General features: G+C 63.2%; 23 protein-coding genes. 17 read left to right on the forward strand and 6 right to left on the reverse strand.

Translation table 11 applies throughout. The features are described 5' to 3' along the window. Positions 1–12 precede the first annotated feature (12 nt). Positions 13–612: a helix-turn-helix domain-containing protein gene (locus tag AC3WPZ_RS12415; RefSeq protein ID WP_492439838.1), complete on the reverse strand. Its 600-nt coding sequence runs from the start codon at positions 610–612 to the stop codon at positions 13–15. A 1385-nt stretch (positions 613–1997) separates the two neighbouring features. Between AC3WPZ_RS12415 and AC3WPZ_RS12420 the strand changes: the two genes are divergently transcribed. The 16 genes from AC3WPZ_RS12420 (at position 1998) to AC3WPZ_RS12495 (ending at position 18838) form a co-directional block, all read left to right on the forward strand. Beyond that, positions 1998–3557 (forward strand): recombinase family protein, encoded by a 1560-nt coding sequence (locus AC3WPZ_RS12420; RefSeq protein ID WP_492439840.1) that lies wholly within the window; start codon positions 1998–2000, stop codon positions 3555–3557. Further along, the gene (locus AC3WPZ_RS12425) at positions 3554–4453 is read left to right on the forward strand and encodes a plasmid partitioning protein RepB C-terminal domain-containing protein (protein WP_492439842.1); all 900 of its coding nucleotides are present in this window, start codon (positions 3554–3556) and stop codon (positions 4451–4453) included. The genes AC3WPZ_RS12420 and AC3WPZ_RS12425 overlap by 4 nt, the downstream gene beginning before the upstream one ends. Continuing rightward, positions 4450–5331: a plasmid partitioning protein RepB C-terminal domain-containing protein gene (locus AC3WPZ_RS12430; protein WP_492439844.1), complete on the forward strand. Its 882-nt coding sequence runs from the start codon at positions 4450–4452 to the stop codon at positions 5329–5331. Before AC3WPZ_RS12425 ends, AC3WPZ_RS12430 begins: the two co-directional genes overlap by 4 nt. Before the next feature lie 361 nt (positions 5332–5692). After that, positions 5693–6565, forward strand: coding sequence for a dioxygenase family protein (locus AC3WPZ_RS12435; RefSeq protein WP_492439846.1), 873 nt, complete (start codon positions 5693–5695; stop codon positions 6563–6565). Between the two features lie 44 nt (positions 6566–6609). Next, on the forward strand, positions 6610–8010 hold the full coding sequence (locus AC3WPZ_RS12440; protein ID WP_492439848.1) for an amidohydrolase family protein: 1401 nt from the start codon (positions 6610–6612) through the stop codon (positions 8008–8010). Continuing rightward, positions 8007–9509, forward strand: a complete 1503-nt coding sequence (locus tag AC3WPZ_RS12445) for a sugar ABC transporter ATP-binding protein (RefSeq protein ID WP_492439850.1) — start codon at positions 8007–8009, stop codon at positions 9507–9509. The genes AC3WPZ_RS12440 and AC3WPZ_RS12445 overlap by 4 nt, the downstream gene beginning before the upstream one ends. Beyond that, entirely contained in the window at positions 9502–10488 is a 987-nt protein-coding gene (locus tag AC3WPZ_RS12450) for an ABC transporter permease (protein WP_492439852.1), read from the forward strand. Before AC3WPZ_RS12445 ends, AC3WPZ_RS12450 begins: the two co-directional genes overlap by 8 nt. Further along, the gene (locus AC3WPZ_RS12455; protein WP_492439854.1) at positions 10485–11486 is read left to right on the forward strand and encodes an ABC transporter permease; all 1002 of its coding nucleotides are present in this window, start codon (positions 10485–10487) and stop codon (positions 11484–11486) included. The genes AC3WPZ_RS12450 and AC3WPZ_RS12455 overlap by 4 nt, the downstream gene beginning before the upstream one ends. Further along, a complete protein-coding gene (locus AC3WPZ_RS12460; protein WP_492439856.1) occupies positions 11483–12445 on the forward strand; it encodes a sugar ABC transporter substrate-binding protein in 963 nt (320 codons plus the stop codon). Before AC3WPZ_RS12455 ends, AC3WPZ_RS12460 begins: the two co-directional genes overlap by 4 nt. 19 nt (positions 12446–12464) lie before the next feature. Further along, entirely contained in the window at positions 12465–12767 is a 303-nt protein-coding gene (locus AC3WPZ_RS12465; protein WP_492439858.1) for a YciI family protein, read from the forward strand. A 5-nt stretch (positions 12768–12772) separates the two neighbouring features. After that, positions 12773–13078 (forward strand): Dabb family protein, encoded by a 306-nt coding sequence (locus tag AC3WPZ_RS12470; protein WP_492439860.1) that lies wholly within the window; start codon positions 12773–12775, stop codon positions 13076–13078. A 10-nt stretch (positions 13079–13088) separates the two neighbouring features. Next, complete coding sequence (locus AC3WPZ_RS12475; RefSeq protein ID WP_492439862.1) at positions 13089–14756, forward strand: GMC family oxidoreductase; 1668 nt, start codon at positions 13089–13091, stop codon at positions 14754–14756. 10 nt (positions 14757–14766) lie between these two features. Beyond that, on the forward strand, positions 14767–15915 hold the full coding sequence (locus AC3WPZ_RS12480) for an alpha/beta hydrolase family protein (RefSeq protein ID WP_492439864.1): 1149 nt from the start codon (positions 14767–14769) through the stop codon (positions 15913–15915). Positions 15916–15952: 37 nt separating this feature from the next. Next, on the forward strand, positions 15953–16912 hold the full coding sequence (locus AC3WPZ_RS12485; RefSeq protein ID WP_492439866.1) for a Bug family tripartite tricarboxylate transporter substrate binding protein: 960 nt from the start codon (positions 15953–15955) through the stop codon (positions 16910–16912). After that, on the forward strand, positions 16913–17776 hold the full coding sequence (locus tag AC3WPZ_RS12490) for an NAD(P)-dependent oxidoreductase (protein ID WP_492439868.1): 864 nt from the start codon (positions 16913–16915) through the stop codon (positions 17774–17776). A 27-nt stretch (positions 17777–17803) separates the two neighbouring features. Next, on the forward strand, positions 17804–18838 hold the full coding sequence (locus AC3WPZ_RS12495; RefSeq protein WP_492439870.1) for an isopenicillin N synthase family dioxygenase: 1035 nt from the start codon (positions 17804–17806) through the stop codon (positions 18836–18838). Here the strand turns inward: AC3WPZ_RS12495 and AC3WPZ_RS12500 are convergent, their stop codons facing one another. After that, positions 18839–19837, reverse strand: coding sequence for a LysR family transcriptional regulator (locus tag AC3WPZ_RS12500; RefSeq protein ID WP_492439872.1), 999 nt, complete (start codon positions 19835–19837; stop codon positions 18839–18841). Between the two features lie 19 nt (positions 19838–19856). After that, entirely contained in the window at positions 19857–20621 is a 765-nt protein-coding gene (locus tag AC3WPZ_RS12505) for a hypothetical protein (protein ID WP_492439874.1), read from the reverse strand. A gap of 128 nt (positions 20622–20749) precedes the next feature. Here AC3WPZ_RS12505 and AC3WPZ_RS12510 point away from each other — a divergent pair, with 128 nt between their 5' ends. Next, positions 20750–21466 (forward strand): TetR/AcrR family transcriptional regulator, encoded by a 717-nt coding sequence (locus tag AC3WPZ_RS12510; protein ID WP_492439876.1) that lies wholly within the window; start codon positions 20750–20752, stop codon positions 21464–21466. A gap of 304 nt (positions 21467–21770) precedes the next feature. On the opposite strand, the gene hutC is transcribed toward AC3WPZ_RS12510, so the two are convergent. From hutC to AC3WPZ_RS12525, 3 genes are all read right to left on the reverse strand, one after another. Then, positions 21771–22550 (reverse strand): histidine utilization transcriptional repressor HutC, encoded by a 780-nt coding sequence (hutC, locus tag AC3WPZ_RS12515; RefSeq protein ID WP_492439878.1) that lies wholly within the window; start codon positions 22548–22550, stop codon positions 21771–21773. 84 nt (positions 22551–22634) lie between these two features. Further along, a complete protein-coding gene (locus AC3WPZ_RS12520; protein WP_444688952.1) occupies positions 22635–23621 on the reverse strand; it encodes a Bug family tripartite tricarboxylate transporter substrate binding protein in 987 nt (328 codons plus the stop codon). 53 nt (positions 23622–23674) lie between these two features. Then, complete coding sequence (locus AC3WPZ_RS12525; protein ID WP_492439880.1) at positions 23675–24061, reverse strand: RidA family protein; 387 nt, start codon at positions 24059–24061, stop codon at positions 23675–23677. Positions 24062–24267: the final 206 nt, after the last annotated feature.

The following is a 24267-nucleotide window of genomic DNA, read 5'->3' on the forward strand; positions in this document are numbered from 1 at the left end:
AAGCCGAGAGCATCAGTACCGGTGAGTGCTCCTCGACCGCTTTCCATCTGTGGATGTAGACCCGATGGAGGTGCTTTTGGGCATCCTCGTTGGATGCGCCGACCGCGAGCCTGAATAGACGTCGGCCAAGCGCTTGCCCTGATCGATGTCCGTCACGCCTAGAGGCGCATGTTCAAGGGCTGTCACTTGCGAGAGCCACTCACTCGTTTGCGCGGGCGTCAACTTGTCAGCCGAGCGAATCAGTGACGTGATGAGGTCTTGAAGGGCGGTAGGCAACCCGGGAAGCTGCATCTCGCAGAAGCGCTCCCGTGAGCCCAATTCCAGCAAGGTCGCCAAGGCAGAGTCGTCGGCGCCAAGCGCTCGTGCGATCTGTTTGGTCCGACGATTTGGAGGTGGGTGGCGCTTGCTGTTCTCTAGCGCGCTGTAGTACGCCACCGAAATTCCGGCGTTCGTCGCGACCTTCGACTGGGGAAGCTGCTGGCGAGTGCGCAGCTCAAACAACAGCGCGCCATAGGAGGCGGGAATTGTGGTTTGCGGAGATGTCGATGTGCAAACCGGAAGAACATCTTTTGGAGCAGGTTGATTCGGTTTCGTGTTGAAACGAACATTCACCTGTTGAGTCCATCTTCGCGAAAGTCGCGCTGCTTATTCCTCTGCTGATTGAGACGGAGAAGACGCACGCCTTTCAGGTGCGTGAGAAAAGTCTATCAGAGGATGCCGGTGTTGTCTTCCGGACTGATGCGTCAGCAGGCGCACTGCGGCTCCCGGCCGGGCCGAACTGAACTTCTCCGGAGACATCCGGCGACCGGATTCCCTCGGCTGAGGTGACGATCTGGAAGGGCAGAAAGCCCGTTGGTTAGCCACCGGTTCTTCGCCGACCTTGGGCACCTTCGAGGCCTTCTTAGTAGTGACGCTACACACCTCAGTGCCACAATGGCTGCGCCACGAGAGCCGATGGTCACTCGACCGGTTCGATACCGGTGTTCTTGTGCTGGATGGAGCCTGTTGCATCCAGGTGAGCGCGACGGCCGACACCCTGCTGCGTGACAACCCAAAGCTGGCCGTGGTTGGTACTCACGGTGCCTTTTCTTCAAGGCATTCTTGGTTGGGGAACCCCGATGACAGATGGTGGCCTTGATGCGCTTGCCCGGCTTCATGTAGAGCTGGACTGCTCGAATCCTGTCTTCGTACGAATACATGCCGTCACCGCCTCCGCGCAGAGCTGTTCCTGCAGCAATGGTTCAGATATCTGAACGCAGCAGTGGTCAACTCGAGGGATCTGGATCGTTTGCTGGGCGAGGGCAGTTACGCACTGTGCTTCATGTGCATCGACGGGGTCTAGGGCATCGCGCTGGTGATAAAAGGTGAGGGCCGGTTCAACTACGGCGGTGTGGTTTTCAGTCACAGAGGTAAGCCATGGAGAAAAGATGGTGTAGCGCCTGCGGGGCCGCTTTTGAACCTCGGGCGCAAACGCCGCGGCAGGCGTTCTGTACGAAAGAGGCCTGTCAGTCAGCACGTAAGCGGCTCTGGCAGCGAGCAAAACGGAGTACCGATGACGACTATCGGAAAAATCAAGCTGCTGCTCAAGAGTTGTGGTGCCGTAACCACCCGGACTATTGGCGCAAGTATCGCGAAGAGCACCCTGACTACGTCGCCTCAAACCGTCAACAGCAGAGAGCGAGAAACGCTCGCAGGAATGGTGGGAACACCGTGATTGCAAAAGACGACGCGTCTGACAGCTCTATTCCACGTGAAGGCATCTTCCGACTGGTTCTTCTGGCCCCCCTTCAAAAGGGCCTCATCCGTCAATGGACGGTTCGCCTCATCCAAGTCTCAAACACATGAGTGATACTGATTGATTGCAAACTGATTGCAAAGAGAGGACGTCATCGAAATCTCTGATTGCGGCTGCTACTGTGTCGAGACCGTCGTTCCAACGCAGCATTTGGGACACTAGAGGGCTCAAATTCGAGGCCCTTTGAGCACTGGGCAGCACCATGAACTCTGACGTTGTATCTTCGAGCGGCACAGTCGGCGTTGTACGTGCAGTCGAGTACGTCCGCATGTCCACGGAGCATCAGCAGTATTCAACGCAGAACCAGGTCGAAAAGATTCGCGAGTACGCGGCGCATCGGGGCATCGAGGTTGTCCGTACATATGCGGACGAAGGAAAAAGCGGCTTGCGCATCGCGGGCCGACTCGCATTGCAGCAGCTCATTCGTGATGTGGAGGCTGGCAGCGCAGACTTCACGATGGTGCTCGTTTATGACGTCAGTCGGTGGGGCAGGTTTCAAGATGCTGACGAGAGTGCGTACTACGAGTACATCTGCAAGCGCGCGGGCATTCAGGTGGCCTACTGCGCCGAGCAGTTTGAGAACGACGGCTCGCCAGTTTCCACTATCGTCAAGGGTGTCAAGAGAGCGATGGCCGGTGAGTACAGCCGAGAGCTGTCGGCAAAGGTTTTCGCGGGGCAATGCCGTCTTGTCGAGAAAGGATTTCGCCAGGGCGGCCCTGCCGGATTCGGATTACGGCGACTGCTCGTTGACCAAACTGGCGTCCAGAAGGGGGAGCTCGGCAGGGGTGAGCAAAAGAGCCTGCAGACAGATCGCGTGATTCTTGTGCCGGGCCCAGATGAAGAGGTTTGCATCGTTCAGTCCATCTACCAGTGGTTTGTCAGAGATGGAGTATCAGAAGCAGAGATTGCCTCTCGGTTGAGTGCTGGAGGCATCAGCACGGACCGAGGTAGGCCTTGGACTCGTGCGACGGTGCACGAGATTCTCATCAACGAAAAGTACATTGGCACCAACGTCTATAACCGGGTGTCGTTCAAACTGAGAAAGCTGCGCGTCGTGAATCCCAGCGAGATGTGGATTCGAAAGCAGGACGCATTCACGCCAATCGTTGCAAAGGAAGACTTCTACACTGCCCAGGGCATCATCCGAGCCCGCTCTCGACGCTATACAGACGAAGAGCTCATCGAGCGACTTCGAACGCTGTATCAAAGCCGCCAGGCTTTGTCTGGGGTCATCATCAATTCGACAGAGGGGATGCCATCGTCCTCTGTCTATGCCATGAGGTTTGGTAGCCTCATCCGGGCTTATCAGCTGGTGGGCTACGTCCCTTCGCGCGACTTTCAGTACATTGAAATCAATCGCTTCCTAAGGCGCCTGCACCCGACCATTGTCTCCCAGACAGAAGAGCAGATGGTGGCACTTGGTGGAAAGATCTGGCGCGACCCAAGCACGGAGCTCTTGAACGTCAACGACGAGTTCCGCGCCTCATTGGTGCTTGCACGTTGCCAGCAACGTGACTCTGGCCAGCTATTTTGGAAAGTGCGATTTGACACAGGCCTCGTACCAGACTTGACGGTCGCCGTGCGCCTGGCGCCAGGAAACGAGGCGGCACTCGACTACTACTTGCTCCCGCGGCTCGAGTTCGGCATACCTCGTATACATCTGGGCGAGCACAATCCTGTTGAACTCGAAAGTTATCGCTTCGACACGCTCGAGTACCTATATGGCATGGCCGCGCGCTCTCGGCCAAGGTTGGCAGCATGACGGACACAACCGCCCCCGAGCTCCGTCTGATTCCCTTGGAGCGAATCGAGGTGCTCAATCCTCGTGAACGCAACCCCCGAAAATTCGATCAGATTGTCGACAACATAGGGGCGGTGGGCTTGAAGAAGCCGATTACGGTGACGCCGCGTCCAGGCGAAGATGGAGCCGAGCGCTACGTGCTGGTCTGTGGCGAAGGACGCTACAAGGCATTCAAGCGACTGGGTGAATCTCGGATTCCTGCATTGGTCGTCACGCTGTCCGACGAAGATGCCTTCGTTATGAGCTTGGTAGAAAACTTTGCTAGGCGCCGCCATAAACCACTGGAGCTTTTGCGAGGCCTCACCCTGCTGCGAGACAAGGGTTTCTCAGTTATGGAAATCTCTCGAAAAACTGGAGTCCACGACACCTACGTGCGGCAGATTCTGGACCTGGTTGACAGGGGTGAAGAACGCCTCGTCGTGGCGGTCGAAAGGGGAAAGATGCCCATCACCGTGGCGATTCTGATTGTTGCCGCCGGCGAAGATGACAAGGCTGTTCAAGCAGCCATGCAAACTGCATACGAATCAGGCGAGTTGCGTGGGCCACAGTTAATGTATGCGAAGCGTTTGGTGGAGCGTAGGCATTTTCTGGGGCGCTCAATTGCGCGATCGCCCTCGCGCAAGAAGCCTGAACTGACGTCCACCAGTCTTGTTCGTGCGTATCAGAAGGAAGTAGCGCGACAGAAGCTCATGGTGCGCAAGTCCACCCTTGTTCAGCAGCGTCTTCTTTTCTTCTTCGGTGCTTTGCGCAAGATGTTTGAGGACGAAAACTTCGTCAATGTGTTGCGACTGGAAGGCTTGGACACGCTTCCGAAGTACTTGGCTGAGCGTGTGTCGCACCGAGGGGGCATGAGATGAACTCTGTTGCGATTGCTTTTCTGCCAAAGCCAATTGTCCTGCCTGTCGATGGTCTGCTTCCCTCGGTAAGCTTGGACCCCAAAATGCTCACGTCGGTCAAGTTCAGGCAAGTTCGAGCGTCGATAGTCGAAATCGGACTTATAGAGCCGCTTGCGGTTACTGCAGTGAATAGAAAGTCCGGCCAGCACCTTGTGTTGGACGGACACCTCCGGCTGCAAGTGATGAAGGAGCTAGGCTTCTCAGAAGTCGCCTGTCTGGTGGCTACCGACGATGAGGCATTTACCTACAACAACCACGTCAACCGTCTCTCGACCGTCCAAGAACATCTGATGATTCGGCGGGCTATCGACCGTGGAATACCGGTCTCCAAACTGGCAAAGGGGCTCTGTATCGACGTGACTCTCATTCAGAAGAAGGGCTCTCTGCTCGACGGCATCTGTACGGAGGCCGTCGAGCTCCTCAGGGACAGAAATTTTTCGACTGAGGTAACTCCCGCCCTTCGTCGGATGAAGCCTACTCGCCAGATCGAGTGTGTGGAGCTGATGATTGCAGCGAACAGCGTGACCGCTAGCTACGCCCGCTCTCTACTTGCCGCCACGCCTCCATCTATGCTCGTAGAGGGAAAGCGGCCACTTAAGAATCATTCCCTGTCTGCGGAACAAGTCGCTCGAATGGAGCAAGAGATGGAAAACCTGCTGGGCCAGTACAAGATCGCTGAGCAGTCGCATGGTGAGGACATGTTGAATCTGATGCTTGCACGCGGCTACGTCGCGAAGCTCTTAGACAATCCAAGGGTTATGAAGTACCTCCAGACTCACTATGCCGAGATGCTAGAAGAGTTCTCGAGAATCGTTGAAACGACTTCAATCGATGCATAGAAAGCTTGAAGGCCCTCGCTTTTCAGAGTAGAGGGAGACGTTTGACGCGGCATTCGACCTTAGAGATTTGACCAAGAGTGTCATGAGGTCGTCGATGGTCGTATCGGCGTAGTCAGTCGGCGTGCATGTCGCCGGTAAGGCTACTGAGGGATCTGAAGTCCGGATAACGGCAGCGCTGTTTTCGACACTATTCGCCGGGCCTTTCACCGTCCAGCGGTTTCACGGGTTGTCCGTGAGCGCTCCTGACCAGGGGAAACCCTTGGTTTGCCGGTGAGCGGAAACGTCGTTTTCGCTAGGCCTACTGGATCGATATCGACCGCATTTCTAAAGTCCTTCCATCACGAAAGCGATGGAGACAGCGATGCGGAACCTGGACGAAGACAACATCACGCGTGCCGTCATTGGCATGCACGTGAATGCGCTGAATCCACGGCTGCGTGTGCTCATGACCTGTCTGGTCCAGCACCTGCACGCGTTCGCAAGAGAGGTGGCGCTGACCGAGGACGAGTGGTTCCAGGGCATCCAGTTCCTCACCGAGGTGGGGCACATCACCAGCGACACGCGGCAGGAGTTCATTCTGCTGTCGGACACGCTGGGTCTGTCCACCCTGGTGACCGCGCTCAACAACAAGAAGCCACACGGCTGCACCGAGTCCACGGTGTTCGGCCCTTTTCACGTCGAGGGTTCGCCGCGGGTCGAGCTGGGCGGTGATGTCGCCAATGGCGCACAAGGTGCACCCTGTTTCGTGCGTGGCACGGTGGTGGGGCGGGATGGTCTTCCGGTGCCGCATGCGGAGCTGCAGGTATGGCAAGCGGATGCTGCCGGCAACTACGACGTGCAGTACGGTGCGGACACGCCCCATCGCGCACGGGCCACCTTGAACGCGGACGCGGACGGTCGCTTTCATTTCAAGAGCATTCTCGCGGAGGCGTATCCGATCCCGCACGACGGCCCGGTGGGCCGGATGCTGGAGGCGCTGGGCCGCCATCCCTGGCGCCCCGCCCACCTCCATTTCATGATCACCGCGCCGGGCTACGAGCGGCTGATTACGCACGTGTTCCGCAACGGCGATCGCTACCTCGACTCGGATGCGGTGTTCGGTGTGCGGTCTTCCCTGATCGCCGATTGGACCGAGCATGCGCCTGGCCTCACGCCCGATGGCGCCCACAGCGACGTGCCGTTCCACGCGCTGGATTTCCGCTTCGTGCTGAATCTGCAGACCACGACGGCCTGAGCATGACGGACGTGCCATTCCGGACGCATCGAAGCGGGCGGCGCATGCGCATCGCCGGCGCGACGGTGGTGTCGATGGACGACCGCATCGGTGTGCAGAGCGATGCCGTGCTGGAAATCGACGGGGACCGGCTCGTCCACGTCGGACCGGCGACGGACCCCGTGACCGACGCCTCGGTGGAGATGATCGACGCGAGCGGTTTCATCGCGTTCCCCGGTCTTGTCAACGCGCACCTGCACACCTGGCAGACCGCCTTGCGAGGCATGGCGAGCAACTGGACCTTGCTCGAGTACTTCCGCTGGATGCATGCGGGTCTGGCCACGCGCTTCACGCCGGACGATGTCCGCACCGGGACGTACGCCGGTGCGATGAACCAACTGAATGCCGGCACCACCACCCTGGTGGACTGGTGCCACAACAACCCGACGCCCGCGCACACGGACGCGGCGATCGACGCGCTGGCGCAGAGCGGCATCCGCGCGGCCTTCTTTCATGGCAGTCCCAAACCCGATCCCCGGCTGGGCCAGGTACCGTTCTGGGAGCTGCGCCATCCGCGCCGCGAGGTCGAGCGGTTGAAGACCGACCCGCGCTTCAAGGACGGCGGCCTCTTGAGCCTGGGCATGGCCATCCTGGGGCCGCACTACGCGACGCGCGATGTCGCGGTGGCCGATTTCGCGCTGGCCGCCGAGCTGGGCTTGATCGCCTCCATGCACCAGGGCGGTGGCGCACCGCGCGCGGTGGACGGATGGACGGTGCTGGACCGCGAGGGCCTGCTCGGCCCGAACATCAACATCGTGCACGGCAACGACCTGAGCGACGCGCAACTGGATCGGTTCGCATCGCTCGGCATGAGTTTTTCGCTCACTCCCGAGAACGAGATGGCACAAGGCCATGGCCACCCGATCATGGGGCGCCTGCGCCAACGTGGCGTGACGCCCTCGATCGGAACGGACCTGGAGTCCAGCCTGTCGGGCGAGATGCTGGTCGCCGCGCGCGTGGCCCTCGCGCACCAGCGTGCGATGGACAACGCGGCTTTTCGCCGGGCGGCTGAGCCGGACGGCCCCGCGATCCCTTCCACCACGACCGTGACGGCCCATGAAGCGCTGCGCTGGGTGACGGTGGCGGGCGCGCAGATGCTCGGGCAGTCGCACCGCATCGGCTCCCTCACGCCGGGCAAGCAGGCCGACTTGATCCTGATCGATGCGCGGCTGCCCAACATGCAGCCCCTGCACGACCCGGCCAGCGCGGTGCTGATGCAGGCCAGCCTCGCCAACATCGATTCAGTGATGGTCGCCGGTCGTTGGCGCAAGCGGCATGGCGTGCTGGTCGGCGCGGACGGCGGTGCGATCGATCCGGAAATCTGGCTGCCGGCGCTGCGCGAATCTGGCCGGCGGCTGGTGGCCGACGCGGGCTGGAAACCTCTACAAGAACAGGAGACCCCATGACATCCCCCGAACCTCCCTTGCTGGCGCTGCGCGGCATCAGCAAGCGTTTCACCGGCGTGCGGGCGCTGGACGACGTGTCCTTCGAGTTGCATGCCGGCGAAGTGCACATGCTGCTGGGCGAGAACGGCGCCGGCAAGTCCACCCTCATGAAGGTCTTGTGCGGCGCGCACACGGCCGACGCCGGAGATTTTTTCTACCAGGGCCAGCCGGTCCGGATCGCCGGTCCGGCCGATGCGCAGCGCCTGGGCATCGCGGTGATCTTCCAGGAGTTCACGCTGGTGCCTTACCTCAGCGTGGCGCAGAACATCTTTCTGGGCCGGGAGCCCAAGGGCCGTGTTCCGGGCTCGGTCGACCACGCCCGGATGCGCCAGCAGGCGCGCGCGATCATGGACCAGCTCGGCATGACGCTGGATCCGGACACGGTCGTGGCCACTCTGGGGGTGGCGCAGCAGCAGATGGTGGAGATTGCCAAGGCGCTGTCGCAGGAGGCCCGCATCCTGGTGCTGGACGAGCCCACCGCGGCGCTCTCGGACAACGAGACCGAGAAGCTGTTCCGCATGATCGACCAGCTCAAGCGCCAGGGCGTGGCGATGGCCTACATCAGCCACCGCATGGCCGAGGTCTTTTCAATGGGAGACCGCATCACGGTGCTGCGCGATGGAAAGAAGGTGGGCTCGCGCATGCCCGGCGAGACCGCGCCGGACGAGCTGGTGAGCCTGATGGTTGGCCGAAAAGTCGACATGTCCTACGGCCGCGAGTACTGCCAGGAACCCGGCGACACCGCGCTGCGGATGCAGGGTGTGACGGCCCGCAGCGGCATCCGTGACATCGACCTGGAGGTGCGCGCGGGCGAAATCGTCGGCCTGGCGGGCCTGGTCGGCTCTTGCCGCACGGAGGTGGCTCGCGCCATCTTCGGCGCCGATCCCATCGAGTCCGGCCGCATCGAGATCTTCGGTCAACGCCTGACCGGCGGCCCGACGCACGCGCGCCGCCTGGGCGTCGCGCTCATTCCCGAAAGCCGCAAGACGCAAGGCCTGGCGCTGATCCGTTCGGTGGGTGAAAACCTAGTGCTGGCCAGCCTGCCGAAGCTGTTTCCGTCGGGCTGGTTCTCGCCGCGCAAGGCGGCGCGGCAGGCGCGCGAGCTGATCGCTCGCCTTCGCATCGCCACACCGGGACCGGAGCGCCGCGTGCAGGTGCTCTCGGGCGGCAACCAGCAGAAGGTGGTGATCGGCAAATGGCTGAGTGCGGAATCGAAGCTCTACATCTTCGACGAGCCCACGCGCGGCATCGACGTCGGCGCGAAAGCCGAAATCTTCGCGCTGATCGATGCGCTCGTGAAGAAGGGCGCAGCGGTGTTGATGATTTCCTCGGAGCTGCCGGAAATCGTGAACGTCTGCGATCGCACCTACGTCATGCGCGAAGGTCGCGTGGCGGGTCACCTGGCCCGTGGCGACATGACTGAACAAGCCATCCTGACCCTGGGAATGCACCATGCGTGAACTGACTCTCCAAACAGATGCCGGCGGCGGCCTGTCGGCCTGGATGAACCGGCTGCGGCGCGGCGGTAGCGCCAGCGGCGCCCTGGTGATGCTGGCCGGGCTGTGTGTGTTCTTCGGGCTGCTGGCGCCCAACTTTCTCGACGGCGCCAACCTGTTGAACGTGGCGGTGCAGTCGACCATCCTGCTGCTCATCGCGCTGCCGATGACGCTGATCATCATGACCGAGGGCCTGGACCTGTCCGCCGGTGCGGTGCTCACGCTGGCCAACGTGGTGCTGGCGACCATCGCGGTGAAGACCGGTGGCGTGGGACTCGCGCTGCTGGCCGCGCTCGGCGTCGGCGCGCTGTTCGGCCTGCTGAACGGCACCCTGGTCGCCCGCCTGGGCATTCCGCCCTTCGTGGCCACCCTGGGAACGCTTGGCGTGGCACAGGGCCTGGCGCTGGTGATCACCGACGGCCAGAGCGTGGTCGGCATCCCCGACGCGGTGCAGATGTTCTACAGCGGATCGCTGTTTGGCGTGCCGTCGCCGATCTGGGTGGCCGTGGTGGCCTACCTGGTGTTCCACGCGGTGCTCTACCGCACGCGTTTCGGTGCCTATGTGTTCGCGCTCGGTGGCAACCGGGAGGCCTTGAGCCTGGCCGGTGTCCGCGCACGCGGCTACCTGATCGCCGTGTACGTCATTGGCGGTTTGATGGCGGGCCTGGCGGCCTTGCTGCTGACGGCGCGCATCAGCTCGGGCCATCCCACCGCCGCGCTGGGCATGGAGTTCGACGCCATCGCGGCCGTCGCCGTGGGGGGCACCTCGTTCGAGAAAGGCAAGGGCTGGTTGCTCGGCACGCTGATCGGTGTGCTGGCCGTGGGCGTTCTGCGCAACGGGCTGAATCTGATGGGTGTGACCTCGGCGGTCCAGGTGGCGGCGATCGGCTTCCTGGTGATCTTCGCCTTGATGATCGACGCGATGCGCGGGAGGACAGCATGAGCACCACCTTGAATACCGCCCAGACGGCGGCCACGCAGGCCAGCGGCGGTGTGTGGAACGCGCTGCCCGATCCCGTGCGCAGCGTGGTCTTCCGCTTGCTGGCACTGGGGCTCCTGTGCCTGGTGCTCAGCCTGGCCAGCGATGCGTTTCTCACCAGCGCGAACATCGTGAACGTGCTGCGGCAGGCGGCGCTGCTGTTCCTGCTGGCGTCGGGCCTCACGCTGGTGATCCTTACCGCTGGTCTGGATCTTTCGGTCGGCGCCAATGTCGCGATGAGCGCCTGTCTGGCCGCGACCCTGATGAAGTCGACGGGATCGATCGCGGTGGCAGTGTTTGCCGGCCTGGGTTGCGGGCTTCTGATCGGCGTCGCGAACGGGCTTCTGATCACCCTGGTCCGGATTCCGCCGTTCATCGCGACCTACGGAATGCTCTGGATTCTTCATGGCATCACCTACTGGTTCATGAAGGGCGAAACCATCCATGGTTTCCCGCCCGCCTTCCGGGCCGTGGGCAGCGGCTACTGGCTGGGCATCCCGATCCCGGTGTACCTGATGGGGGTGTTCCTGCTGATCGGTGTGCTGTTCGCGCAGCGCACGCGCTGGGGCCAGGAGATCCACGCGGTGGGCGCGAACCCCGAGGCCGCACGGCTGTCGGGCGTGCCGGTGAAGCGCCGCCTGGTGCTGGTGTACGCGGTCAGCGGCGCGATGGCCGGGCTGGCCAGCCTGATCTACCTGGCGCGGCTGAACTCGGCCGAAGCCGACGTGGGTGAATCGCTCACCCTGCCCGCGATCGCCGCGGTCCTGATCGGTGGCACCTCTCTGTTCGGTGGCGTGGGATCGGTGTTCGGCACCTTGATCGGCGCGCTCATTCTCACCCTCGTGCTCAACGGCATGAACCTGCTCTCGATCAGTGCCAGCTGGCAACCCGTGGTGACGGGCGTGATCGTGGTTCTGGCGGTATTTCTCGACAACCTCACTCGAAAAGGAGACGCAAGATGAAGACAAAAATGATGATTCGCATGGCATTGCCGCTGGCCGTGGCCTGCGCTGCCGCACCCAGCTTCGCCGATGGCGAACGCATCGCGGTGTTCACCAAGAACCAGACCAACCCCTTCTTCCAGGCGGTACGGCTGGGTGCCGACTCGGCCGCGAAGCAGATGAACGCCAAGGTCACCCACTACGTGCCGACCAAGCCGGACAGCATTCCGGAACAGATGAGCCAGGTGGAGGACGTGATCGTCAAGAAGCCCGATGCGATCGTCTTCACGCCGGTTGACTACAAGGCCATGGTGCCGGCCGTGTCGAAGATCAACGGCGCCAACATTCCCGCGGTGAACGTCACCGACCGCAGCGAAAGCGGCAAGTTCCTCGCCTTCGTCGGCGCCAGCGACTACAAGCTCGGTCTGGAGACGGCCCGGCACCTCGTCCAGGCCCTGGGCGGCAAGGGCAACCTGGTGGTGCTCGAAGGGGTCAAGGGTTCGCTCACCAGTATCGACCGCGTGCGCGGGTTCAACGACGCCGTCAAGGACGCGCCGGGCATCAAGGTGCTGGCCTCGCAGCCCGGCAACTACCAGCGCCTGCAGGCCTTGCAGGTGATGGAGAACCTGATGCAGTCGCACCCCCGGATCGACGGCGTCTTCGCCGCGAACGATGCCATGGCCGCTGGCGTGATCGAAGCGCTGGATGGCGCCAACCGCAAGGCGCTGGTAGTCGGCATCAATGGCACCAAGGAAGCGATCGATGCGATCAAGGCCGGCAAGATGCTGGCCACCGGGGACTACAACGGCTTCATGCAGGGCTGCCTGTCGGCGATGACCGCCGTGCGGCACCTGCGCAAGCTGCCGGTGCAGAGCGAGATCGTCTTTCCCGCCACGGTGATCGACAAGAGCAACTACCAGCGCTGGGAGACGCCCGTCGAATCCCGCAGCTGCCCCACGTGGGAAGAAGCCATCAAATGAACCGTTGCAGGGAGCACTCGTGATCTTCGCATTCCACCTCATCGACCGCAGCGGCGCCGGCGATCTGCGCCAGCGCGTGCGGCCCGAGCACAAGGCCTACCTGGCGGCCGTGGCCGACCGCATTGCCTTCGCCGGGCCGCTGACCGAGGACGATGGCCAGACGATGATCGGCAGCCTGCTGGTCATCGACTTCGAGAGCCGCGAGGCCGCCGAACGCTGGATGGCCGACGAACCTTTCACCAAGGCCGGCCTGTACCAGGCGGTGTCGGTGCTGCCGTTCACCAACCTCTGGACGCAGAAGGCCGGCTTTCCACCGGTCTGAGCAGCATGGCCATCAAGCACATCGTCATGTGGAACCTGCGCGGCGAATCGCCGCAGGAGAAGGCGAAGGCCATCGACCTGCTGCGCGGCAAGTTCGAGAGCCTGCTGGGAAAGATCCCGGGCCTTCTGCACCTGGAGGTGGGTGTGGACTCCAGCGGCGCGGACTACGCCTGCGACGTGGTGCTCTACAGCGTCTTCGACAGCCAGGAATCCCTGGTCTCGTACGCCACCCACCCGGCCCACCTGCGCGTGCGTGACGAGCTGGGCGACTTGCGCATCAGCCGCCATCAGGTGGACTATGTCGTTGGCTGAGACGCTGTCCATGGAGCCTGACTTCCTGATCGTCGGTGGCGGCACCGCGGGCGCTGCGCTCGCGGCACGCCTGTCGGAAAACGCGGCGCGCCGCGTGTTGCTGGTGGAAGCCGGTCGCGATGTGCTGCCCGGCCGCGAGCCGGCCGACATCCGGGATGCTTTTCCGACCGCGACGCTGAACCCGCACTACTTCTGGGACGGCCTGACGGCCGTGGCCAGGGACGGCGGTGCACCGGCCCCATACCCCCAGGCGCGGGTGCTGGGTGGCGGCTCCAGCATCAATGGGCTGTTCGCGTTGCGTGGCGTGCCCTCCGACTATGCGCGCTGGGCCGATGCGGGCGCCTCGGGCTTTTCGTGGGACACCGTCCTGCCGTATTTCCGCAGGGTCGAGAACGACCTCGACCGGCGGGATGCCGCGGGCGGGCCGCACGCCATCGCCCGCGTGCCTCAGGCGCAATGGCCGGCGTTCGCTCGGTCGATGGCCTCGGCGGCGCACCGCCTGGGGCTGCCGCTCGTGCCCGACATCAACGCGCAGCCGGGGGATGGATTTTTCCCCATGCCCAATGCGATCGACACGGACACCCGGGTCACCACGGCGGCGTGTTACCTCACGGCAGCGGTCCGGGCGCGACCGAACCTGGTGATCTGGCCGAACACCCAGGTGACGCGTCTGCACCTCAGCGAGGGACGGGTGTCCGCCGTGGAGGCGGTGCGCGACGGCGCTGCGGTCCGGCTGCAGGCCCGCCGCGTGATTCTGTCCGCGGGTGGCATCCAGTCACCGGCCCTGTTGCTGCGGTCCGGCATCGGACCGGCCGACGACCTGGTCTCGCTTGGCATTCCCGTGGCCAGGGATCGGCCCGGCGTCGGGCGCAACCTGCAGAACCACCCCTACATGTTCTTCGCGCTCACGCTGCCCAGAGGCAAGCGCATGGCTGCGAACCTGCGGCGGTTCGCCGTGGCGGGGATGCGATCCTCTTCTCATCTCCCCGGTGCGCCAGAGGGGGACCTCTTCAACTTCGTGATCGGGCGCGTGAGCGGCCAGGTGTTCGGGCCGAACTTCGCGCTGGTGGGCAGCGCCTTGTATTCACCGAACTCGCGCGGCACGGTCCAGCTGTCGAAGGCTGACCCACGGGCCCACCCGTCGATCAACTTCCGGTTTCTGTCCGATCCCGCCGATGCGCCGCGTATGCTCCAGGCCGCGCGGTGGGCCGAGCGCTTGCTGCGCGACCCGGGTGTCGCGGCCCAATACCAGGAGGCCTTCCTGTTGCCGGGCGCGCTGTCGGTGAAGCAGTTCAACCGATCGGGGTGGACCGGCGAGGCGCTTGCCTTGGCCGCGTCGGCCGCGTCTAACGCGCCGGGACCGTTGCGTCGCGCGATTTTCGGGCGGGCCTTCAAGAGCGGTGGACCGGTGGTTCGGCACGGTGGCGGCCGCGCCATCTCGGACGAACAGATCCTGTCGTCGATCAGCCCGATGGGACACCCCTGCGGCACTTGCGCCATGGGCCGAACCGGGGACCCGATGGCGGTCGTCGATGGGTCATTCCGCGTGCACGGCACCCACAACCTCTTCGTGGCCGACGCCTCGGTGATGCCCCGCATCCCCAGCGCGAACACCAACCTGCCCACCCTGATGCTGGCCGAGATGGCGGCCGAGCGCATCGCGAACCTTTCCAACTGAGGACCACACCATGTTCAACTACTTCAAGGTCTATTCCTGGAATCTCGCGCTCTCCATGGCGCTGGATGCCGGGGCCAACATGGACGAAGTCGACCGCGCGTGCCGGGACCTGCGCGACGTGGACGACGACCAGGCGCATGCCAACGATTTCTTCCGCGCCTGGGAAGCTGGCGCCGCGAAGCTGGCCCGCGCCGCTGCCGAAGACGAGCAGGCCGGACACCTCCTGTCGGCGGCCGAGAAGTACCGTCGCGCCTGTGTGATGTACATCACCGCCGAACGCATTCCGGCGCACGACCACGCGCCCCGGCTCGCCGCCTACGACGAGCTGCTGTGGACCTTCCGCAAATACATCGAATGCGTGGGGGCGAACTGCGAGCGGGTGTCCGTGCCGTTCGGCGAGTCGTTCCTGCCGGCGCTGATGGTCTCGGTGGGCACGGCGCAGACGCCAGCGCCCTGCATCGTGCACTTCAACGGTCTGGACGGCGTCAAGGAGTACCTGTACCTCTGCGGCCTGCCGGCCATGCTCTCGCAGCGTGGCATATCGATTCTTCTGGTGGACAACCCGGGCGTGGGCGAGGCCTTGCGCAAGAACGGCCTGCACAACGCACCCGAGGCCGAGATCCCGGCCGGCGCGTGTGTCGACTACCTGGAGACGCGCGCGGACGTGGACCCCCGGCGCATCGGCATGATGGCGCTCAGCCTGGGCGGCTACCACGCGCCCCGCGCCACGGCCTTCGAGCCGCGCTTCGCCTGCTGCGTGGCCTGGGGGGCCAACCACGACAGCGGCAAACGCTTCCGCGCCCGCATCGCGGGAACCCTCCACGCACAGAAGTCGGTGCCCCACTACTTCGAGCACGTCAAATGGGTGTTCGGGAAAGACAGCGTGGAGGCCTGCGCCGAGGTCTTCGACCGTTTCAACCTCGACGGCGTCGTGGAGCGCATCCGCGTGCCGATCTACATCACCCACGGCGAGGACGACCGCCAGATCGCCGTGGCCGAGGCCCACCGGACGTACGAGGGCTGTGTGAACGCGCCCCGCAGGGAGCTTCGCATCTTCAGCGCCGAAGAGGGCGGTGAACAGCATTGCAGCATCGGAAACATGAGCCTGGCGACGAACGCCATGGCCGACTGGATCGCCGATGTGTTGAAGGCCGTCTGATCCCATTCCCCCCACCCGTTCCACACAAGGAGACACCATGTTCAACCATCTGAAATCCGCTTGCAAGCGCGTGGCACTGGTCGCCGCGCTGGTGCCGGGCCTGGCGTTCGCGCAAGGCGACCTGGTCCGCATCATCGTGCCCATCGGCGCCGGCAACCCGTTCGACACCGCGGCGCGCGCGTTCGCCGAAGGCCTGTCCAAGGTGTCGGGCAAGACGGTGATCGTCGAGAACAAGCCTGGAGCAGGTGGGCGCATCGCGACCGCTGAGGTCGCCAAAGCCAAACCCGACGGGTCGGTTCTGCTGTTCACAACGGCTGGCCATGCCACCAACGCGGGTCTCTACAGCAATCTCTCGTATGACCCGGTCAAGGACTTCACGGCGGTCACGGTGGTCAGCAAGTCGTCCGGTTTTGCGTTGCTGGTGCCGGCCAACTCGCCGTACAAGACCATTCAGGACCTCATCGCTGCGGCCAAGGCGCAGCCCGATCATCTGAACTACGGATCGTTCGGCAACGGCAACACCACCCACGTGATCGCCGCCATGTTCGCGCGCGCGGCGAACCTCAAGCTGATCCACGTTCCGCACCAGTCGCCCGTCAACGATCTCATTGGTGGACACATCCATATGCTGTTCATGGGAGCGTCCACGGCATTGCCACTGCTCAACGATGGTCGGGTGCGGGCGCTGGCAATCTCGTCGGAAGAACGTGATCCGGGGTTCCCGGGCGTGCCCACCTTCCGCGAGCTCGGCATGAACGACGTGGACGTGCCCGCCTGGTCGGGCTTGCTGGCGCCCGCTGGCCTGCCACCCGAGAAAGCACAGGAACTGTTCCGCCAGGCCTCGGAGGCGGTGAAGCAGCCCGCGTATCAGAACAACCTGAAGATGACCAAGGCTCAGGTGGTGCTGTCGTCGCCGCAGGCATATAGCAAATCGCTGGAAGCCGACGTGGTGCGCTTTCGCAAAGTGTTGCCCGAACTCGGCATCAAGGGGGATTGAATGCGTGTGCATCTGATCGGCGCAGGCAAGATGGGCCTGCCCATGGGCCGGCACATGATGGCGGCGGGCCATGTGGTGACGGTGGACGACGTGAGCGAAGCGCAGCTCAGGCAGGCCGTGGCGAGGGGCATGACCGCGGCGCTGGGGGCGGCGGGCATCGAGGGGGCGGAGGTCCTGCTGTCGTCCCTGCCGCACGACGATGCGCTCTGGAGCGCGGCACAAGCGGTGGCCTGCCGCGCAACGCCCGGCGCGACCTACATCGACACGAGCACGGTGTCGCCGGCGATGTCGGCCCGTGTGGCAGACCTGCTGGCACAACAGGGCATCGTCTACCTGCGCGCCACGGTGTCAGGCAACAACGTGATGGCGGAGGCGGCCCAGCTGACGCTGCTGGTCTCGGGGCCAAAGGATGCTTACGAACGCATGCTGCCGCTGCTGAGGCTCCTCGGGCCGAACCAGTATTGGCTGGGCGAGGCGGAGCAGTCCCGGCTCATGAAGCTGGTGGTGAACCTGATGATCGCGCAGACCAGCGCCATGCTGGCCGAATCGCTGACCCTGGGCAGCAAAGGCGGCCTGCGTTGGGAAGACATGTGGGACGTGCTGACGCACAGCGCTGTGGCCTCTCCCATCGTGAAGGCCAAGTCCGCGCAACTGGTGCAGCGCGATTTCTCGCCGACCTTCACCGTGATGCAGATGGTCAAGGACATCGGCCTGATCCTGGACGAGGCCCAGCGGCTGCAGGTGCCGTTGCCCCAGACGGCGCTGACCTTGCAGGCACTGCACGCCGCCGCGGCCAACGGCGATGCGGGCGCGGACTACGCGGCGGTGATCCGCTGCGCGGAGCGCTCGGCGGGCTTGGTGTGAATGAATTGAAACAACGAGACAACAAACATGAATGACATTCTTCGTCGGCAGGAAGTGACCTCCATCAACGTCGGTGGGCAGCAATCGCAGGCCATCACCGAGGACATCCCTATCATCGACGTGGGGGCCTACCTGAAAGGTGTGCCGGGCGCACTGGAGGCCGTGGCCAGCCAGATCCGCAAGGCCTGCACCGAGATCGGCTTCTTCTACATCGTGAACCACGGTGCGTCCGCGGACACCGTGAGCGGTGCGTTCAAGGCCATGGAGAGCTTTTTCATGCTGCCGGCATCGGAGAAGAACAAGGTGCGCATGAACGAGCACCAGGCGGGTTGGCAGGCGCCGAATGTCGCCATTCATGGCGACAGCTTCGACAAGGTGGTGAAGCCCCAGGCCACCGAGGCCTTCAAGTTCGGCCAGGAGCTCGAGTCATCGGATCCCGACCATCGGGGCGAGCGGCGCTTTCGCGGTCACAACCAGTGGCCCCAGGCGCTGCCGGAAGAGGACAAGCAGGCCTTCCTGCGTTACTACGCCGAATTCGATGCGCTGGCGAAGCGATTGCTGGCACCAGTGGCGGTGGCCTTGGGTCAGGCGCCGGACTTCTTCGACGCGCCGTTCCGCCGGACCGACTCGGTGATGCGCAGCGCCTACTACCCGGTGGTCCAGCCGGAAGAAAACCAGTTCGGCCTGCCGGGGCACACCGACCTGAGCTTCCTGACCCTGATCCCGCCGGCCACGGCACCCGGACTGCAGATCCTGACCGCGGCCGGGACCTGGATCGAACAACCGCTCGTGGAAGGCGGCATTCTGGTGAACACGGGGGACACCCTGAGAACCTGGTCCAACGACCAGTTCATCGCCACGCCGCACCGTGTGCTCGCATCGACCGAGGAAGAGCGCTATTCGGCGATCTTTTTTCTGTACCCGAACCTGGATGCCACCATTTCCTGCGTGCCGACCTGCTGCAGCGAAGACTTCCCGAAGCGGTATGCCGATCAGAGCTTCGCGGACTTCTACGCGCGCTACGCCGCCAGCAACTTCGGGTACGCCGAGAAGAAGGCGTAGCTAGTGCGCGGCGTCGGCCATCGACAGGGGGTGCTCCTTCGATGGTCCACGCCGGCCCCCTTCAGGGTACCCGGGCGTTCGATCGAAGCTGGTCCATTTCCGGTCGTGGTCCATGCGCTCGAAGTGCTCGGCCATGAAGTCGATGAAGGTCCGGACCTTTGCGGACATGAGCCGCCGGCTCTGGAAGGCGATGTTGATGTTGAGCCGGGGCAGGTCCCATTCGTCCAGCACCGACACGAGCCGGCCCGCGACGAGATCGTCGTAGAGGATGTACTTGGGTTGCACCAGGATGCCCATGCCGTCGAGGGCGGCCGCGCGAAGAACCTGCCCTTCGTTGGACTCCAGCAGGCCATGGACCTTGATGCTGCGGACTTCGTCGCCGCGGCGGAAGGTGAGATCGTTGGGGTGGTTGCTGTAGGTGTAGAGAAGGATCGGCCGGTTCGCCAGCTCTTCGATGCTGCGCGGCGCGCCATGCGCGTCGAGGTAGCCCGGTGAAGCCGCCAGGATGCGGCGGGTGGAGGCGAGGCGGCGGATGGTGACGTTGGAGTCGTTCTCGAACTCGCGCGTGCGGATGGCGACGTCGATATTGTTGTCGATCAGGTCGTAGTACCGGTTGGCCACTTCCACGTGGACCTTCACCTGCGGATACCGGTTCGTGTACGCCTTGAGAAGTGGTGCGATGTGGTGCACCGAGAACGACAGCGACGCCGTCAGGCGCAGCGTGCCGGCGGGGCTGAGCGCCGAGGCGTTGGCCGCCGCTTCGGCCTCGCGCATATCGGCAAGCAAGCCTCGGCAGCGCTGGTAGAAGTCCTTGCCGACCTCCGTCAAGGTGAGGGAGCGCGTGCTGCGGTGAATCAACCGGGCGCCGACCCTGTTCTCCAGCGACGTGAGGTGCCGGCTGGCCGCCGCGTTCGAAAGTTTCAGGGCTTCGGCCGCGCGCGACATGCTGCCGAGCTCCGCGGTCCGCACCAGCAGCTCCATCTCGGTCCATCGGTCCATGTCGACTCCCGCTTCGGCCTCAGGCGGCCTCGACCCGGCGCTGGACCTCGCGGATCCAGTGGGAGAACTCGCAGGCGAGATGCCATTGGTGTTCCCGGATCATGTGCCCGGGCGTGGGTTGCGGAAACTCCACCATCAGGCGGGCAAGTGCGCCGTGCCCATCGTCGCGGAACTGATGGCGGACACCGCCGATGACCGTGCCATCGCCCAGGCGGGCGGTGCCGGTCGACTGGTAGGGAAACGCGGCATCGCGCGGCGTCTTCAAGCCCGAATCGTCATCGAACCGCATGAAGAACTGGGCCGGGAAGGGCGAGCCACCGGTGGTCTCGATGACCTCCAGCACATTTGCGCGCGGCTCCAGCACGTAGTGGTCCGGGCAGACCAAGAGGTTGATTCTCCGGTTGGCCGGGGAGTCGACCGACATCAGGTCGTCGATGCCCTGCGACAGCTGTTGCGCGTTGCAACCGGCGACCCGCATCTCGACCACGCACGGTTTGCGCCGCGCACCGGACAGTCTAAGGATGAGCTTGGTGGAGAAGGCAGACATGCGCAGCTTGCCTTGCAGGCGTTCGCGCAGGCCGGGACGGCCCAGCTGCTCCTTGAGGCGCAGCAGTTCCTCGCGCAAGGAAGAGAGGTCGCTCGCATTGCCCTGGGCGGGGGCCTGGATCTTGAGCGCGCGCCGCAGCTGGGCGAGCACCACCTGGCTGCGGCGGCGCTCCCATTCGTCGATCTGGACCGGCGTGACCAGGTCGCCGTCGATTCTTACTTCCAGGCGGTTGCTCATGGACTTGTCTCCTCACGCGGTGGCGGGTAGTCGGTTTAATAACTGAACGAATGACCAAGTATAGGTGAGATACACATGGAATGGCAATAATTAAAGTGGTTGGTCAATGGTTCAGTTAATATGGAGCCATGATCAAGCCAGCCACATCGGGTGAACGTGCCAGCCTGCCCGGAGCGGCCCGTCCGAATGGGCGCAAGTCCGGAGACGCGACGCGCGAACGGATGCTGGACGCCGCCGAGGTCTTGTTTGCGCTGCATGGCTTTCATGGCACGTCGATGCGGGAGGTGGCCGTGCAATCCGACGCGCGCCTGGCGCTGGTGGCCTACCACTTCGGCACCAAGGAGGCCTTGTTCGATCGCGTGGTGGAGCGCCGGGCTTCCTACATGGCGCACCAGCGCATGCAACTGCTGGACGCGGCGCGTGGTCGAGCGGGAAGTGGGCCGATGGCGCTGGAAGACTTGGTCAATGGCTATGTGCACCCCTTCGTCGAGCGCAGCAGCAATGGTGGCCAGGGCTGGAAGCACTACGCCCTGCTCGTGGCGCGCGCTTCGAATGCGCCCGACTACGCCAAGGTGATCGGCGTGCACTACAACGCCGTGGCGCGGCTGTTTCTGGCCGAGTTTCTCCGCGCACTTCCTGACGTGGAGGAGGAGCGGGTTTATCACGCCTTCAGCTTCATGGTGGGCACCATGCTGTCGCTGGTGGCCGAACCCGGGCGCGTGGAGAGCCTGTCGTCAGGCCGCTATGTGTCTCATGACCTGGAGCGCGTGTTTGCGACCATGCTGCCGTTCCTGGTGGCGGGATTCAGGGACCTGGCTTCTTCGACGATCGTCATGCGGGCCTGACTCCCGCGAGTCCGATCGGACACCTCCGTCAGGTGAACGGAGCACTGAAGAAGCGTGGGCCGCTCCTCCGATCAGCGTTGCTAAAAGTGCCTTTGGGGGCCTGAGGCGGAGGAACTCCGGTTTTCGACAATATTTACCGCGAGTCTCTGGACGACAAGTTCGGGCAGCCATGGGTTTTCGACTTTGGTCGCGCACACTTTGGCAGCAATCCCTTGGCAGACCGCGTCAATGCTTGATCCCCGTTTCCGACTTTATTTGGCGAGAACAGTGGCGCTGAGCCCAAGCATCGGCTGCTGGGGCCCTTTCAGGCAACATGAGTGCCATCTGCCGCGAAACGGCTCGCCAACCGGTAGCGAAGGCCAGGGTGCAGCAAACGAAGGTAGTTGATAACCGTTCCTCGCTTCCAGGTCCGGCGCGTCAATTGCAGGCAGGGGCCGTCTGGATCCATTGCCAGTCTCTGTGCCTGCTCTGGCGTCGGTAGGACGGCATCGACGAGATGCTCGATCTCATCGTATGGAACGTGGCGCACAAGATACTCGCTGGGCGTGATCTTCGAGAAATCCTGATCGAGTATGGCTGGAACAGCGCGCAGATTGACGTAACGGTCTTCGAACTGAACCGGCAAGCCGTTCTCGAGGTGCAAACAGATGCAGTGAAACACGTTCTCGCCAACACGGATGTCGAGCCATGCTGCAACGTCGGGTGCGGCAGGAACTTGTTCCGCGCTGATCAACGAGAAGCCGTATTCGTGACCTCGTCCTCGGATGTCACTGGCAATGCTTGCCACCTGCAGAAGCGTTGAATGCGGCTTCGCTTCCGCAACGAAACTGCCCACGCCTGGCACCCGCACGATCTTGCCTTGGCCTACCAGCTCCCGCAACGCACGGTTGACGGTCATCCGGGCCACGCCGAACTGGGCTACCAGCTCCTGCTCCGATGGCAGTCGATGACCGGGTGGCCATTCACAATCCTGAATTCGGCGTGCGATGTGCTCTTTTACTTGCGCATACAGCGCAAGCCCGGGCGTCGGGGAAGGCGCCGCTGGGGCTGACGCTGGAAACGAATGCGGTGTCTTCGAATTCATGCGCCATGCATCCCGGGGATCGGCTTGACAGCCTGATCTCCCCTTGAGCGCCCATGGGGACGCCCTCTGCACGAGGGTCGGTGACTACTCAATTTTTGCCCCCGAGATCTGGACCATTTCCTTCCAGAATTTGGCGTCTTTTGCGATCAAGGCGCGTGTGGATTCGACACCGTCGGTCGTGGCAAGCACCAAACCGGAACTCTTGAGGCGGGCAGCCAGATCTGGCGTGGCGCTTCGGGCCACGACTTGCGCAATGGCACTCGTCACGGCGGGGCTCATGTTGGCTGGGCCAGTCAGCGCATTCCAGGATTGCAAGTCCACATCCGCCAGTCCGAGATCCGCAAACTCTCCCATCCCCGGTACATCGGGCATCAAGGGACTGCGCTCTCGGCTTCCAACAGCAATGGGTATCAACCGCCCGGAATTGATGTGGGGCATCAAGGCCGGCATGAAGTCGAACACCATGTCAATTTGCCCACTCAGCAGGTCGTTCAAGGCAGGTGCGCCACCGCGATAGGGCACGTGCAGTATGTTGGCGCCCGTGCGCTTGGCCACAGTGGCAATCAGCAGATGCCCTGGCGAGCCATTGCCCGCGGACCCCTTGCTCAACTGGTGCCCCGGCTTTTTGCTCCACTCAATCAAGCTGCGGAAGTTTGTCCAACCATTTTCTTTTGCTCGTTCGGCGGTCACGCAGCACACGACGGTGGATGTCACCAGGCGGGCAATGGGTGTCAGATCTTTTGCTGGATCGTAGGGTGCCTGTGAAAGCATCAAGGGCAGTGCAGTGAAGAACGAGACGTTCAGAACCCCCAGCACGCTGCCATCCGCCGGCGCTGACTTGATCGCCTGAATGCCTATCAGGCCACTGGCACCTCCTCGATTGTCAACAACGATGGTCTGACCGGAAGTCGCCGAATATGAACTCGCCCAATTGCGGGCGATGACGTCGGCTGCCCCACCGGCCGGAAACGGCACCACCCAGCGCATTGCACTGCGACCGGGAGTCGATTGGGCGCTTGCCATAAAGGGTGAGGCAAGGGCGAGCGACAGGAGGGATCTGCGGTTGAACATGGTGGTGGTCCTGTGAAGATGTTTTTGGATCTCAGGGAGGAAGACGGAGTGCGTTATTCATTGCCGATGTATGCCGTGGCGTCGATCTCCACCAGGCAATCGGGCGACCCCAGTCCACTCACAATGCAGGAGACGCGGTGAGGAGGGTCCGTGTTGAAGTTGGCGAAATAGACCTCGTTCATGGGCGCCCAGTTGGTGCGATCGGTCACGTATACCGTGCACTTGACGATGTCGCGCAGGCTGCCACCTGCTTCCTCGACCAGTGCCTGGATGTTGTCGATGGCTTGCTGCGTTTGCGCGCGCACGTCGCCCACGACGAACTGGCCCTGCAGGTTGCGCCCCGTCGAGCAGACGAACAGGAATCCCCCCGCAAGGGTGGCCTGCGCGAATGGCAAGGAAGGCTTGAAGACTCGTTCTGATGCGATAGCGCGTTTGGGCATGGTCGTCCTTGATCACGAAAATTTTTGTCAATGTATAGGGCAGGCTATTCCTGTATATACAGGGTAAATACTTATCTGCAGGCCGGATGCCGATGGCCGGCGGTTCTGCGGCGGAATGGACGCCGGCCCTCACATCGTCTCGGCGAACAGTTCGCGACCGATGAGCATGCGGCGGATTTCGCTCGTGCCCGCACCGATCTCGTACA

This window comes from Hydrogenophaga sp. FW305-3-2-15-A-LB1 (assembly GCF_058787875.1).